The organism is Isoptericola jiangsuensis (assembly GCF_002563715.1).
GTDB classification, from domain to species: Bacteria; Actinomycetota; Actinomycetes; order Actinomycetales; family Cellulomonadaceae; genus Isoptericola; species Isoptericola jiangsuensis.
The window spans coordinates 1,630,748-1,645,558 of sequence record NZ_PDJJ01000001.1 but is presented as its reverse complement, the minus strand read 5'-3'; the positions used below and the strand labels follow the sequence as shown (position 1 = coordinate 1,645,558).

14 protein-coding genes are annotated in these 14,811 nt (G+C 75.2%); 5 read left to right on the top strand and 9 right to left on the bottom strand.

Annotated features, from left to right (window positions below):
• Positions 1-92 precede the first annotated feature (92 nt).
• Entirely contained in the window at positions 93-2,354 is a 2,262-nt protein-coding gene (locus ATJ88_RS07455) for a HelD family protein (RefSeq protein WP_098463281.1), read from the top strand.
• A 43-nt stretch (positions 2,355-2,397) separates the two neighbouring features.
• On the top strand, positions 2,398-3,636 hold the full coding sequence (gene serA, locus ATJ88_RS07450; protein WP_098463280.1) for a phosphoglycerate dehydrogenase: 1,239 nt from the start codon (positions 2,398-2,400) through the stop codon (positions 3,634-3,636).
• 70 nt (positions 3,637-3,706) lie between these two features.
• On the opposite strand, the gene ATJ88_RS07445 is transcribed toward serA, so the two are convergent.
• The 3 genes from ATJ88_RS07445 to ATJ88_RS07435 form a co-directional block, all read right to left on the bottom strand.
• Complete coding sequence (locus ATJ88_RS07445; protein WP_098463279.1) at positions 3,707-3,889, bottom strand: DUF5302 domain-containing protein; 183 nt, start codon at positions 3,887-3,889, stop codon at positions 3,707-3,709.
• Positions 3,890-3,944: 55 nt separating this feature from the next.
• Positions 3,945-4,433: a transcriptional regulator NrdR gene (gene nrdR, locus ATJ88_RS07440; protein ID WP_098463278.1), complete on the bottom strand. Its 489-nt coding sequence runs from the start codon at positions 4,431-4,433 to the stop codon at positions 3,945-3,947.
• Between the two features lie 104 nt (positions 4,434-4,537).
• Entirely contained in the window at positions 4,538-4,879 is a 342-nt protein-coding gene (locus ATJ88_RS07435; protein ID WP_098463277.1) for a LysM peptidoglycan-binding domain-containing protein, read from the bottom strand.
• A 260-nt stretch (positions 4,880-5,139) separates the two neighbouring features.
• On the opposite strand from ATJ88_RS07435, the gene lexA reads away from it, so the two are divergent.
• Positions 5,140-5,865, top strand: coding sequence for a transcriptional repressor LexA (gene lexA / locus ATJ88_RS07430; RefSeq protein ID WP_098463276.1), 726 nt, complete (start codon positions 5,140-5,142; stop codon positions 5,863-5,865).
• Positions 5,866-5,962: 97 nt separating this feature from the next.
• Here lexA and ATJ88_RS07425 read toward each other — a convergent pair whose 3' ends face one another.
• The 3 genes from ATJ88_RS07425 to hflX are packed head-to-tail and all read right to left on the bottom strand — an operon-like array spanning position 5,963 to position 10,575.
• Positions 5,963-6,922: an L-lactate dehydrogenase gene (locus ATJ88_RS07425; RefSeq protein WP_098463275.1), complete on the bottom strand. Its 960-nt coding sequence runs from the start codon at positions 6,920-6,922 to the stop codon at positions 5,963-5,965.
• A 10-nt stretch (positions 6,923-6,932) separates the two neighbouring features.
• Positions 6,933-8,975, bottom strand: a complete 2,043-nt coding sequence (locus ATJ88_RS07420; protein ID WP_098463274.1) for an ATP-dependent DNA helicase — start codon at positions 8,973-8,975, stop codon at positions 6,933-6,935.
• Positions 8,976-9,027: 52 nt separating this feature from the next.
• Complete coding sequence (gene hflX / locus ATJ88_RS07415) at positions 9,028-10,575, bottom strand: GTPase HflX (RefSeq protein WP_098463273.1); 1,548 nt, start codon at positions 10,573-10,575, stop codon at positions 9,028-9,030.
• A gap of 83 nt (positions 10,576-10,658) precedes the next feature.
• Here hflX and ATJ88_RS07410 point away from each other — a divergent pair, with 83 nt between their 5' ends.
• Positions 10,659-11,267 (top strand): class I SAM-dependent methyltransferase, encoded by a 609-nt coding sequence (locus tag ATJ88_RS07410; protein WP_098463272.1) that lies wholly within the window; start codon positions 10,659-10,661, stop codon positions 11,265-11,267.
• On the opposite strand, the gene ATJ88_RS07405 is transcribed toward ATJ88_RS07410, so the two are convergent.
• The 3 genes from ATJ88_RS07405 to miaA are packed head-to-tail and all read right to left on the bottom strand — an operon-like array spanning position 11,257 to position 14,278.
• Positions 11,257-12,366: a hypothetical protein gene (locus ATJ88_RS07405; protein WP_098463271.1), complete on the bottom strand. Its 1,110-nt coding sequence runs from the start codon at positions 12,364-12,366 to the stop codon at positions 11,257-11,259. The two genes, ATJ88_RS07410 and ATJ88_RS07405, sit on opposite strands and share 11 nt — an antisense overlap.
• On the bottom strand, positions 12,366-13,301 hold the full coding sequence (gene dapF, locus ATJ88_RS07400) for a diaminopimelate epimerase (protein ID WP_098463270.1): 936 nt from the start codon (positions 13,299-13,301) through the stop codon (positions 12,366-12,368). Before dapF ends, ATJ88_RS07405 begins: the two co-directional genes overlap by 1 nt.
• A complete protein-coding gene (miaA, locus tag ATJ88_RS07395) occupies positions 13,298-14,278 on the bottom strand; it encodes a tRNA (adenosine(37)-N6)-dimethylallyltransferase MiaA (RefSeq protein ID WP_098463269.1) in 981 nt (326 codons plus the stop codon). Before miaA ends, dapF begins: the two co-directional genes overlap by 4 nt.
• A gap of 47 nt (positions 14,279-14,325) precedes the next feature.
• On the opposite strand from miaA, the gene ATJ88_RS07390 reads away from it, so the two are divergent.
• Complete coding sequence (locus tag ATJ88_RS07390) at positions 14,326-14,787, top strand: hypothetical protein (RefSeq protein WP_098463268.1); 462 nt, start codon at positions 14,326-14,328, stop codon at positions 14,785-14,787.
• The last annotated feature ends 24 nt before the right edge of the window (positions 14,788-14,811 follow it).

Below are 14,811 nucleotides of genomic sequence, written 5' to 3'. Positions count from 1 at the left end.
CTCCGGCCCGGCGCGGCGCGGGCACGGTTTTCCGTGTCGGGGCCCGGACGTGGAAAGATGGTCGGCCGCACACCGAGCACCGAGGGGGACGCGTGGCGGGCAGGCAGGACGAGCTGGCACGCGAGCAGGAGGTCGTCGACCGCCTGTACGCACGACTGGACACCTTGCGCGCGAGCGCGCGCGCACGACTCGCCGACGTCCGTCGGTCGGGTCCGTCGGGGTCCCCGCAGAACCGGAGCGAGCGCGACGCGTTCGCGACCCTGTACTCGGACCGCGCGGCACGCCTCGACGCGGTCGAGGACCGCCTCGCGTTCGGCCGCCTGGACCTGGCCGACGGCGAGCAGCGCTACGTGGGCCGCATCGGCCTGACGGACGCCGAGCACCGCAGCCTCCTGACGGACTGGCGGGCCCCCGCGGCCCAGCCGTTCTACCGCGCGACCGCGGTGCAGCCCGACGGCGTCCGCCGGCGCCGGCACGTCGTCACCTCGGGCCGCACGGTCACCGGGATCGAGGACGAGCTGCTCGACCTCGACGCCGTCGCCGACGGGATCGACGCGACGACGCTCTCCGGCGAGGGCGCGCTCCTGGCGTCCCTCGCGCAGCGGCGCACCGGCCGCATGGGCGACATCGTGGCGACCATCCAGGCCGAGCAGGACCGCATCGTGCGCGACGAGCTCGCCGGCGCGCTGGTCGTCCAGGGCGGGCCCGGCACGGGCAAGACCGCGGTCGCGCTGCACCGCGCCGCCTACCTGCTGTACGCGCACCGGCGGCTGCTCGAGCGCAGCGGCGTGCTGCTGGTCGGGCCGAGCCGCGCGTTCCTGCGCTACATCGACCAGGTGCTGCCGTCGCTCGGCGAGACGGGCGTGGTGGCCACGACCGTCGCCGAGCTCGTGCCGGGGCTGCGCGCCGACGCCGTGGAGGACGGGGCGGCCGCGGAGGTCAAGGGTCGTCTGCTCTGGCGCGACGCGGTGCGTCGCGCCGTGCGGGCCCGCGAGCGCGTCCCCGCCGCCGACGTGCCGGTCCGTGTCGACGGCGTCGACCTGCGCATCCGCCGGCGCGACGTGCGCGACGCCATCGCCCGCGCGCGGCGCACCCACAAGCCGCACAACGAGGCCCGCCCCACGTTCGTGCGCGAGATGCTGAACCGGCTCGTCGACCAGTACCGCACCCGGACCGAGTCCGAGCTGTCGGACCACGACGTCGCCGTGCTGCTGGAGGACCTGCGCTCCGACCGGGACGTGCGGGTCGCGCTCAACCTCGCGTGGTTCCCGATCTCGGCCGAGAAGCTCGTCGCCGACCTCTGGGCGAAGCCGCACCGCCTCGCCGAGGCCGCGCCGGAGCTCACCGCCGCCGAGCGCCTCCTGCTGCACCGCCGTCCGGACGCGCCGTGGACCGAGGCCGACGTGCCGATCCTCGACGAGGCCGCCGAGCTGCTCGGCGAGGACGACTCCGTGGCGAAGGCCGAGGCCCGGGCCCGCGAGGCCGCGCGCGCCGCCGAGGTCGAGTACGCCCGCCGCGTGCTGGAGTCCTCCGGCGCCGGCGGCGGCCTCGTCGACGCCGAGACCCTCGCCTCCCGGTTCACCGAGTCCGGCCCGCTGCTCACCACCGCCGAGCGGGCGGCCGCGGACCGCACCTGGACGTACGGGCACGTCGTGGTGGACGAGGCGCAGGAGCTCAGCCCGATGGCGTGGCACGCGCTCGTGCGTCGTGTGCCCACCCGGTCGCTCACCATCGTCGGGGACGTGGCGCAGACGTCGTCGGCGGCGGGCGCCCGGTCCTGGCGCCACGCCCTCGACGCCGTGCTCGGCGGGCACTGGCGGATCTCGGAGCTCACCGTGAGCTACCGCACGCCCGCCGCCGTCGCCGACGCCGCCCAGCGCGTCGCCGACGCCGCCGGGCTGCCCACGTCCCCCCTCACCGCCGCCCGCGACCTGCCGGGCGCCCTCGTGCTCCGGCCGAGCGACGACACCACCGGCGACGCCGCCCGGGCCGCGGTCGACCTCGCCAAGGAGCACGTCGGGCCCGACGGCGCCGGCCGCGTGGCCGTCGTCGCGGCCCCGGAGTCGGTGGCCGGCCTGCGCGCCGCGCTCGACGACCTGCTGCCCGCCGTCCTGGGCACCGACGAGGCCGCGCGCCTCGCCGCGCAGCGGCCCGAGGACGCCCAGGTCGTCGTCGTGACGCCCCGGGACACCAAGGGCCTGGAGTACGACGCGGTCGTCCTCGTCGAGCCGCGCGACGTCGTCGGCGACGCGGGACGCTGGGGCGACCTGTACGTGGCGATGACCCGCCCCACGCAGCGCCTCGTCGTCGTGCACGCCCACGAGCTGCCCGCGGGGTTCGTGCACGCGTCGTGAGACGCGTTTGTCGCCCGGCCGCCCCGGGGCGCACCATAGGGGCGTGCTGCGTGCCCTACTCCTCGAGAACATCCACCCCGACGCCGTCGAGATCCTGCGCGACGCAGGGATCCAGGTCGAGTCGCGTCCCGGCGCGCTCGACGAGGACGAGCTGATCGAGACGCTCGCCGACTTCCAGATCCTCGGCATCCGCTCCAAGACCCAGGTGACCCGCCGCGTCGTGGAGTCCCTGCCCGGCCTGCTCGCCGTGGGGACGTTCTCCATCGGCACCAACCAGATCGACCTGGAGGCCGCGGCGGCCCACGGCGTCGCCGTGTTCAACGCGCCGTTCTCCAACACGCGCTCCGTCGTGGAGCTGGCCGTGGCGGAGATCATCGCGCTGACCCGTCGCCTCACGGTGCGCGACAGCGCGCTGCACCAGGGCGTCTGGGACAAGACCGCCGACGGCTCCCACGAGGTGCGGGGCCGCACGCTCGGCATCATCGGCTACGGGAACATCGGCTCCCAGCTCTCCGTCCTCGCGGAGAACCTGGGCATGAACGTCGTGTTCTTCGACACCTCCGAGAAGCTCGCGCTGGGCAACGCCCGCCGGGTGGAGACCCTCGACGAGCTCCTCGCGGTGTCGGACGCCGTGACGATCCACGTCGACGGCCGGGCGGGCAACGCCGGCCTGTTCGGCGAGGACCTCTTCGCCCGGATGAAGCCCGGCGCGATCTTCCTCAACCTGTCGCGCGGGTTCGTCGTGGACGTCGACGCGCTGCGGACGCACATCCTGTCCGGCCACCTGTCGGGCGCCGCCGTGGACGTGTTCCCGACCGAGCCGAAGAAGCGCGGGGACCACTTCGACTCCCCGCTGCGCGGGCTCGACAACGTCATCCTCACGCCGCACGTGGGCGGGTCGACGGAGGAGGCGCAGCAGAACATCGGGCAGTTCGTCGCCAAGAAGCTGCGCGACTACCTGTTCACCGGCTCGACCATGCTGTCGGTCAACCTGCCGAACCTCCAGCTCGAGCACACCGGCGTCGGCCGCATCGCCCTGCTGCACCGCAACGTGCCGGGCGTCCTCGCGGCCGTCAACCAGGTGTTCGCCGACCACGGCGCCAACATCGAGGCCCAGATGCTCGCGACGCGCGGCGAGCTCGGCTACGTGGTCACCGACATCTCGGACGTCACCCAGCGCGGGGCCTCGGCCAAGCTCATGGAGATGGCCACCACCGTCCGACTGCGCATCCGTGACGCGTTCGACCGCCCCGAGTTCCCCCCGGGTCCCGCGGCCGGCTGACGCTCGCCGCCGCGTACGCGCGAGGGGCCCCGGACACGACGTCCGGGGCCCCTCGCGTCGTCTGCGGCCGTCAGCCGGACTTGCGCCGGAACATCTGCTGCACGGGACCGGTGGTCTCCGACCCGTGGACGGACCCCGTGTTGCGGTCCGACTCGGCGCTACGGTGATTCGCCGCGTTCTTGCGGGCGAGGGCCTCCTTGAACTTCGCCCTCGTGTCGTCGTCGGGTGCGGTCGACTTCTTCTCGTCGGTCATGACCACAGCATGCGCTGCCGCGCCCCCCGATGCCAGGGGATTGATGCCGTGGGCCTCAGGAGGTGACGTCGTCGGCCGCGGCCGCGGGGGTCCGCTCGGCACGCTCGGAGCGCAGCGAGGTGATCGCCGCCTCGAAGTCCTCCAGGGAGTCGAACGCCTGGTAGACGGACGCGAACCGCAGGTAGGCGACCTCGTCCAGCTCCCGCAGCGGACCGAGGATGGCGAGCCCGATCTCGTAGGCGTCGATCTCGGCGCTGCCGGCGCCCCGCAGGGTCTCCTCGACCTTCTGCGCGAGCAGCGCGAGGTCGTCGGAGCTCACCGGGCGCCCCTGGCATGCCTTGCGCACGCCGGAGACCACCTTGTCCCGGCTGAACGGCTCGGTCGCCCCCGACCTCTTGACGACCGACAGGCTGGCGGTCTCGACCGTGGTGAAGCGCCGCCCGCACTCGGGGCACTGCCGCCGGCGGCGGATCGACGAGCCGTCGTCCGAGGTGCGGGAGTCGACGACGCGCGAGTCGGCGTGGCGGCAGAACGGGCAGTGCATCCGAGGTTCTCCTGCGGTCGGTGCCGGACCCGTGCCCGGCTGCCCGACGAACGTATGCGGGATGCACCGGCGCGTGCAACACCGCCCGCCGGTGGGCACCGCCGTCAGTCGGCGGGCAGCGCGACGACCTGACCCACCCGCAGCTCCGACGTCCGCATCCCGTTGAGGGCCTTGAGCTCGGCGACGACGTCCCGCACGTCCTCCCCCGGCTCGACGAGCGTGCGGGCGAACCCCCACAGCGTCTCCCCGGGTGCGACGGTGTGGAGGTCAACCTCGACCCGGACCGTCTCCGTGCCGGCAACCGCCTGGACGCCGCCGAGCAGGCCCCCGGCCACCGCCAGCAGCGCGAGCAGGACGAGCACGACCCGTCCCCGGACGGTGAGCCGGAGCCCGTCGAGCCCCAGCGGACCGAGGTCGCCCTGCGGGACTGCGGTGATCGTCGACATCTCAACTCCCCCTCGTGGCCGCTGGGGCCGCTCGAACACCTGTGCGTCGTACACCTGTTCGTTCGAACAGGTGTTCCCGTTGTACCACGCGGCGGCGACACGAGTCGAGAGATCTCGAACACGTGTTTGATGTCGACCCCGACCTGCCCTACCCTGGACCCAGCGCGATGGCACGTTTGTCGGTTTCCGCACGGCACGGCGGCTCGGCCGTTCCGGCACCGGCGCCGGGCCGACGACCACGCACGACGACGGGAGACAGCATGACGACGCGACACGGGCCCTCCCCGGCCCCCGAGGGCGCCGTGGCACCGGTGTCGGAGCTGCTCGGCGGCGGGCAGCGGCTCACGCCGCGCCAGCGGGGCGTCCTGGAGACGATCCGCACCTCGGTCGAGACCCGCGGCTACCCGCCGACCATGCGCGAGATCGGTGAGGCCGTCGGCCTGTCCAGCCCGTCGTCGGTCAAGCACCAGCTCACCACGCTCGAGCGCAAGGGGTACCTGCGGCGGGACCCGAACCGTCCGCGCGCGATGGAGGTCGTCGACGTGCCCGACGCCGCCGCACCCGGTCCCCTCGCCGCGCCGACGCCCGACGGCGAGGACGCGACCGTGCCCGCCGCGACCTACGTGCCCGTGGTCGGCCGGATCGCCGCCGGCGGGCCGATCCTGGCCGAGCAGGTCGTCGAGGACGTCTTCCCGCTGCCCCGCCAGGTCGTGGGCGACGGCGAGCTGTTCCTGCTCAAGGTCAGCGGCGACTCGATGGTGGACGCCGCGATCTGCGACGGCGACTGGGTCGTCGTGCGGCGCCAGAACGTCGCGGAGCAGGGCGAGATCGTCGCCGCGATGATCGACGGCGAGGCGACGGTCAAGACGTTCAAGCAGAACGGTGGGCACACCTGGCTCATGCCGCAGAACCCCGCCTACGACCCGATCCTCGGCGACGAGGCGACGGTGCTCGGGCGGGTCGTCGCGGTGCTGCGCAGCCTCTGAGGACCGGGCCCGCACGCGCGAAGGGGCGGGACGTCATCGACGTCCCGCCCCTTCGCCCTTCCTGCGACCTGCCGGCCGCGACGCGGACGCGTCGCGGTCAGAGGCCGAAGCGCTGCTGGACCGCCTTGACGCTCGACGCGGACGCACGCATTCCCACGAGCTCGGAGTCCGACAGCGGGATCGGCACCACCGTCGTGGCACCGCGCGAGTCGACCAGGGTCGGCAGGGACAGGCAGACGTCGTCGATGCCGTAGAAGTCGTCGAGCCGGGTCGAGACCGGCATGACGCGGTGCTCGTCGTTGAGGACCGCCTCCACGATCCGCGTGACGGCGAGGCCCACCGCGTAGTTGGTCGCTCCCTTGCCCGCGATCACGCGGTAGGCCGACTCCACGACGTCCCGGGCGATACCCTCGCGGGCCGCAGCGTCCAGCGGCGGCCGGCCGGGCAGGCTCTTCCAGTCGAGCAGCGGCACGCCCGCGATGGTCGCCGAGCTCCACAGCGCGATCTCGGAGTCGCCGTGCTCGCCGCCGACGTAGGCGTGGACGTTGCCCACCGCGACGCCGCAGTGCTCCGCGATGGCGGCGCGCAGGCGCGAGGAGTCGAGCACGGTCCCTGACCCGAAGACCCGCTCGGGCGGGAGACCGGAGATCTTCTGCGCCGCGTACGTCACGACGTCCACCGGGTTGGTCACCAGGAGGAACGTCGCGTCGGGGGCGACCTCGACGAGCCCGGGCAGGATCTTGCGCGTCAGGGCGATCGTCGCCTCGGCCAGGTCGAGACGCGTCTGGCCGGGCTTCTGCTTGGCGCCCGCCGTCACGACGACGACGTCGGCGCCGCGCACCACCTCGACGTCGTCGGAGCCGATGACCTCCGCCTGCGGGACGAACATGCCGCCGTGGCGCAGGTCCAGGACCTCCGCCTCGACCTTGGACCGGTCGACGTCCATGAGGGCGACGGTCCGGGCGGTACCCCGCGCGAGCGCGGCGTAGGCGAGGGTGGAGCCCACGGCCCCGGCCCCGACGATGGCGAGCTTGGACGTCCGACGAGGTGCGTTCACGGGGCCCAACCTAGACGTCCAGCCGACGCAACGCAGCCCGGACCACACCTTGGTCGGTGGTCCGCCAGAAGTCCGGCATGGACCGCACCAGGAACGTGCCGTAGCGGGCGGTCACCAGCCGCGGGTCGAGGACGGCGACGACACCCCGGTCCGTCGCCGTGCGCACGAGCCGGCCCGCGCCCTGCGCGAGCAGCAGCGCCGCGTGCTGCGCGGCGACCTGCATGAACCCGTTGCCGCCCGCCTCCTCCACGGCGCGGGCGCGGGCGGCCTTGACGGGGTCGTCGGGCCGCGGGAACGGGATGCGGTCGATGATGACGAGGCGGCAGGAGTCGCCGGGCACGTCGACCCCCTGCCACAGCGACAGGGTGCCGAACAGCGAGGTCGCCGGGTCCTCGGCGAACGTCCGCACGAGGCTCGGCAGCTGGTCGTCGCCCTGGCACAGGACGGGCAGGTCGAGCCGTGCCCGCATCGCCTCGGCGGCGGCGGTGGCGGCGCGGCGCGACGAGAACAGGCCCAGCGTCCGCCCGCCGGCCGCCTCGATCAGGCCCGCGATCTCGTCGAGCTGGGCCTCGGTGGTCGGCTCGCGCCCGGGCGCGGGCAGGTGCTTGGCGACGTAGCAGATCCCCTGGCGCGGGTAGTCGAAGGGGCTGCCGACGTCGAGGCCGCGCCAGGAGCTGTCCTGCGCGGCCGCGCCCAGGCCGAGGGAGCGTGCGACGGGGTCGAAGCTGCCGCCGAGCGCGAGCGTCGCGGAGGTGAGCACGGCGGTGCGCTCCCCGAGGAGCTGGTCGCGCACGAGTCCCGCCACGGCGAGGGGTGCCGCGTGGAGCCGCGCGATCCCGTCGCCCCACGCGGCGTCGGCGGGCGGACGCGAGCACCACAGCACGTCGGCGGAGGTGTCCTGTGCGGTCATGCGCTCGGCCACCTCGAAGAGCTGCAGCATCGCGGACTGCGCCATCTTCACGCCCGGGTCGGGCTCCGCGTTCGCCTCCGGCTTGAGGGCCGTGAGCAGGGCGCGGGCCTCGTCGCGCACCGCGCCCACGGCGGTGCGCAGGTCGTCGGGCAGGCCGAGCGGGAAACGCTCGGCGGGGACCTGGGTGAGCAGGTGCGCGAGCGACTGGGCGGCGGTGTCGAGGTCCTCGGTCGCGACCCCGCCGTGGCGGCGCGTGAGCCGTGCCGCGTGCTCGACGGTGCCACCGGACAGGTCGACCGTCGCCGACGACGTGATGCGGTCGGTCAGCTCGTGGGCCTCGTCGACGACCAGCACCGCGTGCTCGGGCAGCACGTTCGGGTTGCCCGACGCCGCGATGCCGAGCATCGCGTGGTTGGTGACGACGACGTCGGCCTCGCGCGCCTGCTGCCGGGCGTGCTCGGCGAAGCAGTCGTCGACGAGGGGGCACCGCTGCCCCAGGCACTCCAGGGAGGTCACCGACACCTGCCGCCACGCCTTGTCGGGGACGCCGGGGACCAGGTCGTCCCGGTCGCCCGTGTCGGACTCCTGCGCCCAGGCGTGCAGGCGGCGGACGTGGTCGGCGAGGCGTGCCGCGCCGCCGTCACCCGCCCCGGGGGCGGGGTGCTGCTCCGCGGCGGAGCCCTCCCCCGGGCCCGGGTCGGGGTCGAGGTCGAACAGCGTGGCGTCGGCGTCCGGGTAGCCCCCGGCGACCTTGTGGAGGCACAGGTAGTTGTGCCAGCCCTTGAGCAGCGCCACGTGCGGCTGCCGCGGCAGCAGCGGGCCCACGGCGTCCACCACGAGCGGGAGGTCCCGCGTGACGACCTGCCGCTGGAGGGCGAGCGTCGCCGTGGAGACCACGACCCGCTCCCCGGCGCCGACCGCGTGCCGCACGGCGGGCACGAGGTACCCGAGCGACTTGCCGGTGCCCGTGCCGGCCTGGACCAGCAGGTGGCGCCCCGTCTCGAACGACTCGGCGACCTCGGCCGCCATCCGCGACTGCCCCTCGCGGGGCGAGCCGCCGAGCGCGCCGACGGCGGCCTCGAGCAGCTCGACCGCCCCCGGCAGGGCGTCGGCGAGGGCGGCGGAGGTGTCGGGGGAGGTCACCGGTCGATCCTACGGGCGTCCCCCGACGTCGACGCCGCCGCGGGGGCGCGGGTCAGACCGCGACCCGCTCCAGCTCGGCGGCGAGCGCCGCGTCGACGCGACCGCGCAGCCGGGTGCCCTCGGCGAGGTGCTCCTCACCCGTGAGCTCCCCGTTCTCGTGCACGCGGTGCACGAGGTCGCCGCGCGAGTACGGGACGACGAGGTCGATCTCGACGGCGGGTCGCGGGAGCTCGTCGGCGATGAGGGCGCGCAGCTCGGCGATGCCCTCCCCGGAGTGCGCGGACACCACGACGGTGCGCCGCTCGCGGCGCTGCACCCGGCCGATCACGGCGGGGTCGGCGACGTCCGCCTTGTTGAGCACGACGACCTCGGGCACGTCCTCGACGCCGGGGATGTCCGCCATGACCTCGCGGACCGCGGCGATCTGCCCCTCGGGGTCCGGGTGGGAGGCGTCCACGACGTGCAGCAGCAGGTCGGCGTCGCCGACCTCCTCCAGGGTGGAGCGGAACGCCTCGACGAGCTGGTGGGGCAGGTGCCGGACGAACCCGACGGTGTCGGCGAGCGTGTAGACACGGCCGTCGTCGGTCCGGGCGCGCCGCACCGTGGGGTCGAGGGTGGCGAACAGCGCGTTCTCCACGAGGACGCCCGCGTCGGTGAGCGCGTTGAGCAGCGACGACTTGCCGGCGTTGGTGTAGCCGGCGATGGCGACGCCGGGGATGGCGTGGCGGCGCCGGTCGAGCCGCTTGGTCTCGCGGCCGGGCGCCATCGCGGCGATCTCGCGACGGAGCTTGGCCATGCGGTTGCGGATGCGGCGACGGTCGAGCTCGATCTTCGTCTCGCCGGGTCCGCGGGAACCCATGCCGGCGCCCGCGCCGCCCACCTGGCCACCGGCCTGGCGGGACATGGACTCGCCCCAGCCGCGCAGGCGCGGCAGGAGGTACTCGAGCTGGGCGAGCTCGACCTGGGCCTTGCCCTCCCGGGACTTGGCGTGCTGGGCGAAGATGTCGAGGATCAGCGCGGTGCGGTCGACGACCTTCACCTTGACGATGTCCTCCAGCCCGCGACGCTGGGACGGCGCGAGCTCGGTGTCGACGACGACCGTGTCCGCGCCGGTGGCGGCGACGACGTCGGCGAGGTCGGCGGCCTTGCCGGAGCCGAGGAAGGTGCCGGGGTCCGGCTTGGCGCGCTTCTGCAGGATGCCGTCGAGCACCTGGGACCCGGCGGTCTCGGCGAGCGCGGCGAGCTCGCGCAGCGACACCTCGGCCTCGCGGGCGGCGGCCTCGCCACCCGGGTAGGTGCCGACGAGCACGACCTTCTCCAGGCGGAGCTGGCGGTACTCGACCTCGGTGACGTCCTCGAGCTCGGTCGACAGGTTCGCCACCCGGCGCAGGGCGGACCGCTCGGCGAGGTCGAGCTGGTCGCCGTCGTGCACGGAGTGGACGGTCCCGCCCTCGGCGCGCGCCGTCCCCGCCCGGGCGAGGACCCGCGCCACGACGTCGTCCGCGATCGCCTGCGCGTCGCGCGCCGGTGCGGCGGTCCGCTCGGTGGGGTCGTCGGACGGCGCGGCGGGCTGCTCGGGGCCGGTGGGGATGTGGGTCAAGGTGTTCCTCTCGGGTGGCGTGCGTGGGTACAACAAGTTTCCCACGCCGGAACGTCCCGTCCGAAGCCAATTACGATGCGGGCGTGAGCGACCACTACTTCACGGCCGAGCCCGCCTCCGACGCCGAGCGCCGCCGGATCGAGGTCCGCCTCGCCGGGCGCCCGGTGCAGGTGGAGGTCGCGGGCGGCATCTTCTCCCCCGGCGGCGTCGACAAGGGCACGCGGGTGCTGCTGGAGGAGCTGCCCGCGCCGCCCCCGGGCGACCTGCTGGACCTCGGCTGCGGCTGGGGCCCGCTCGCGCTGACCGCCGCCCTGGAGAACCCCGCGACCACGGTGTGGGCCGTCGACGTCAACCGGCGGGCGCTGGACCTGGTGCGACGCAACGCCGCCGGGCTCGGCGTCGCGGACCGCGTGCACGCCTGCGCCCCCGACGAGGTGCCCGACGACGTCGTGTTCGCCGCGCTGTGGTCGAACCCGCCGATCCGGGTGGGCAAGAGCGTGCTGCACGACATGCTCGCGCACTGGCTCCCCCGGCTCGCCCCGTCCGGCGACGCCGCCGGCGGCGCGTGGATGGTCGTCCAGAAGAACCTCGGGTCGGACTCCCTGGCCCGCTGGATCGAGGACGAGCTGGGCCTGCCCACCCGGCGGGCGGCGTCGTCCAAGGGGTTCCGCGTGCTGCACGTCACACGCTGAGCGGGGCAGGTCCCGCGGCTGGGTCCGCGAACGCCGGGTAGCCCGTGGTCTCGACCTCGCTCCCCCACGTCTCCCACGCCCGGCGTGCCGCGAGGGCGCACGCCGCAGCGGTTCGCGGCGCGACCTCGCGCAGGGCGGTAGCGGCCCAGCGCCAGCGGCCAGTGACGAGCTGGCGGTAGGACGGTGAGCGTCCCGGCGGGCCGACGTGCTCGCGCCCGGCGAGCGTGGACTCCCAGAGCCAGCCGGTCAGGGCGAGCACGTAGGTCGCGGACGCCGCCTCGACCTCCTGGCTCCAACCCTGGGCGGGCACGAGGTCCGGCGCCTGCTCGACCAGCCCGGCGGTGAGCTCCGTGAGCAGCGTCCCGGTCAGATCGGGCGGCGGGTCGAAGACGCACCAGCACGTGGCGAACGGCATCATCGCGTACGCGGCGACGAGCGCGACCGGCTGGACGGCCGTGCCCTCCAGGTCGAGGAACCACCAGCCGTCCTCGCGCAGCACGGCGTTGTCGGGGCACGCGTCGGACGGGGCGAGGACGAGCCGACCGGTCGCCGCGCACCGATCGGCGAGACCGACGGCCTCGGCCACCAGAGCGGCGGTGTCGACGGCACCGTCGAGCAGCTCGCCGAGGCGGGTGGCACCCACGGTGACGTCGCCGCGCAGGTCCCACTCCCGCCCGGCGAGCGCTGCGCGAGCCGCCGCGCCGGGCCGCGACCCACTCGCGGCGAGGCGGCCGAGGGCGCGCGCCCAGGACGCCGCTCCGGCCCACGCCCGTGCGCGGTCCGCACCCAGCAGCAGGTCGGCGAGCGTGGGTGGGTCGCCCAGGTCGGTCATGACGAGCAGCCGGCGTTCGTCGTCATGCGCCAGCAGGTCGGGCGTCCGGTCGAGGAGACGCAGTCCGGCGGCCTCACGGACGTAGCCGCCGTCGTCGTCGCCGTGGAACTGCTTGACCACGACCGTCGCGTGCCCGGTCCGGGCGGGGTCGTCGACGCGGCAGCGCATGACGGTCGAGCGGGTCGATCCGCCGAGGTCGGCGGCGTCGAGCAGTTCGGCGCCCAGCACGAGCGACGCCGCACGGGCGATCTCCGCGGTCTCGGGCACTACAGCGCGAGCTCGCCGCTGAAGACGAGCTCGGCGGGTCCGGCCAGCTCGACGTGCCCGCCGTCGAGCAGGCGCACGCGGACCTCGCCGCCCGGGACCTCGACGAACCACGTGGTGGGCACGGCGGCGGGGTCGTCGGCGCCGGCGGCCGCCCAGGTGCGCACGGCGAGCGCGGCCGCGCACGCACCGGTGCCGCAGGAGCGGGTCTCCCCCACGCCGCGCTCGTGCACGCGCATGCGCAGCCGCCCGACGGTGCCGACGCCGTCGGCGGCGGGCTCCTCGCCGAGCGGCACGACGAGCTCGACGTTGGTGCCGTGCGGCGGGACGGGGTCGACCAGCGGCGCGGTCGTGAGGTCCAGCGCGGCGAGCTCGTCGGCGCGGGCCAGCGCGACCACGGTGTGGGGGTTGCCGAGGTCGACCGACAGGCCCGGGCGGGGCGCGTCCCACCCGGCGGCGCGGACGGCGGCGTCCGCGCCCGCCGCGGCGGCGTCGGCCCCGCCGGGCAGGTGCCACAGGCCCATGTCGACGGCGTACCAGCCGCCGGGCTCCTTGACGACCCGCTTGACGCCGCCGCGGGTGCCGAGCACCAGCTCCTCGCCGCCGTCGAGGTCGACCAGCCCGAGGGACTCGGCGAACGCCGCGAAGACCCGCACCCCGTTGCCGCACATCTCGGCGACGGTCCCGTCGGCGTTGCGGTAGTCCATGAACCAGATGGCGTCGGGCTCGGCGGCGAGGACCTCGTCGGCGACCCCCTCGCCGTCGCGCGCCACCGCGGCGGTCGGCGCGAGGCGGATGACGCCGTCCGCACCCACGCCGCTGCGGCGGTCGGCGAGGTGCCGCACCCGCTCCGGGGTGAGGTCGAGGTCGCCGCGCGTGTCGGCGAGCAGGACGAAGTCGTTCTGCGTGCCGTGGCCCTTGGTGAAACGCACCGTCATGAGCCCAGACTACGGCGCACGGGGTCCTCACCCGGCGCCGGGAGGTCCCCCGCGTCCGCCGCGCGGACGACCGCGAGCGCCTGCTCGACCAGGTCGTCGGCGCCGGCGTCGAGCCAGTGCACGCGCGGGTCGCGGCCGAACCATCCCATCTGCTTGCGGGCGAGGCGGCGGGTGTTCGCGACGACGGCCTCGCGCGCCTCGGCCTCGGTGACCTCCCCGGCGAACCAGCGCAGCAGCTCGGCGTAGCCGACGGCGCGGGCGGCGGTCACCCCCAGCCCGGGTCCGGTGCCGCCCTGGTCCGGGGAGGCGAGCGCCCGCACCTCGTCGACGAGGCCCGCGTCCCACATGTGCGCGACACGGCGCTCGACGCGGGCGTCGAGGGTCGTCCGGTCGCAGTCGAGGCCGATCTGCACGGCGGGGCGGACGTACTCCTGGCGCGGCAGGTTGGCGGTGTAGGGCGCCCCGGTGATCTCGATGACCTCGAGCGCGCGGACGATGCGGCGGGTGTTGTGCGGGCCGATGGAGTCCGCCGCGGCGGGGTCGAGACGGGCGAGCTCGGCGTGCAGGGCGCGCCGTCCCTCGCGCTCGGCGCGCTCCTCGAGGCGCGCGCGGACCGCGGGGTCGGTGCCGGGGAAGTCCAGGTGGTCGAGCAGGGCCCGGACGTACAGCCCGGACCCGCCGACGACGACGGCGCGGGCCCCGCGCGCGGCGATCGCGGCGACGTCGGCGCGGGCCTCGCTCTGGTAGCGGGCCACGGAGGAGTCCTGCAGCGGGTCGAGCACGTCGAGCTGGTGGTGGACGACGCCGCGGCGCTCCGCGACGGGCACCTTCGCCGTCCCGACGTCCATGCCGCGGTAGAGCTGGTAGGCGTCCGCGTTGACGATCTCCGCGCCGGCGGGCGCGCCGAGGGCCTCGGCCAGGTCGAGGGCGAGGTCGGACTTCCCGGTGGCCGTGGGTCCCACGACGGCGACGATCACGGGCCCACGGTACGTGGTCCGCGCCGGGGCGGGGCTACGCTTCGCGCGTGCTCCTGCTGTCCGCGTTCGCCGTCGGCTTCCTGTCGGGGCTCGTGCCGTTCGTCAGCATCGAGGTGTATCTCGGCGGGCTCGCGGCCGCGAGCCCGGCGGCCGCCGCGGTCCCGGTCGCGCTCGCCGTGGCGGCGGCCGTCGGCCAGACGGCGGCCAAGGTCGTCTGGTACGAGGCCGCGGCCCGGTCGACGCAGAGCGCGTGGGTGCAGCGCAAGCTGGCCGACCCGCAACGCCGCCGGACGTTCGAGCGCTGGCAGGCGCGCGTGAACGGCCGCCCGGCGCTCACGGTCGGGGTGCTGCTCGCCGCCGGGCTCGTGGGGTTCCCCCCGCTGATGATCATCGCCGTCGTGGCCGGGACGCTGCGGGTCCCGCTGGCCGTGTACGTGCCGACGGTCCTGGTGGGCCGCGCCGTCCGGTTCTGGCTGGTCCTCGCGGGCGTCGGCCTGTTCGTGTCCTGAGGCGCGCGGTCCCGTCCGAGGGCC

What these genes read in the sequence shown, in the direction of transcription:
- ATJ88_RS07445 (WP_098463279.1), bottom strand. Translation starts at nt 3,889, where the DNA reads ATGACCGACGAGAAGAAGTCGACCGCACCCGACGACGACACGAGGGCG.
- nrdR (WP_098463278.1), bottom strand. Translation starts at nt 4,433, where the DNA reads ATGCACTGCCCGTTCTGCCGCCACGCCGACTCGCGCGTCGTCGACTCC.
- ATJ88_RS07435 (WP_098463277.1), bottom strand. Translation starts at nt 4,879, where the DNA reads ATGTCGACGATCACCGCAGTCCCGCAGGGCGACCTCGGTCCGCTGGGG.
- lexA (WP_098463276.1), top strand. Translation starts at nt 5,140, where the DNA reads ATGACGACGCGACACGGGCCCTCCCCGGCCCCCGAGGGCGCCGTGGCA.
- dapF (WP_098463270.1), bottom strand. Translation starts at nt 13,301, where the DNA reads ATGACGGTGCGTTTCACCAAGGGCCACGGCACGCAGAACGACTTCGTC.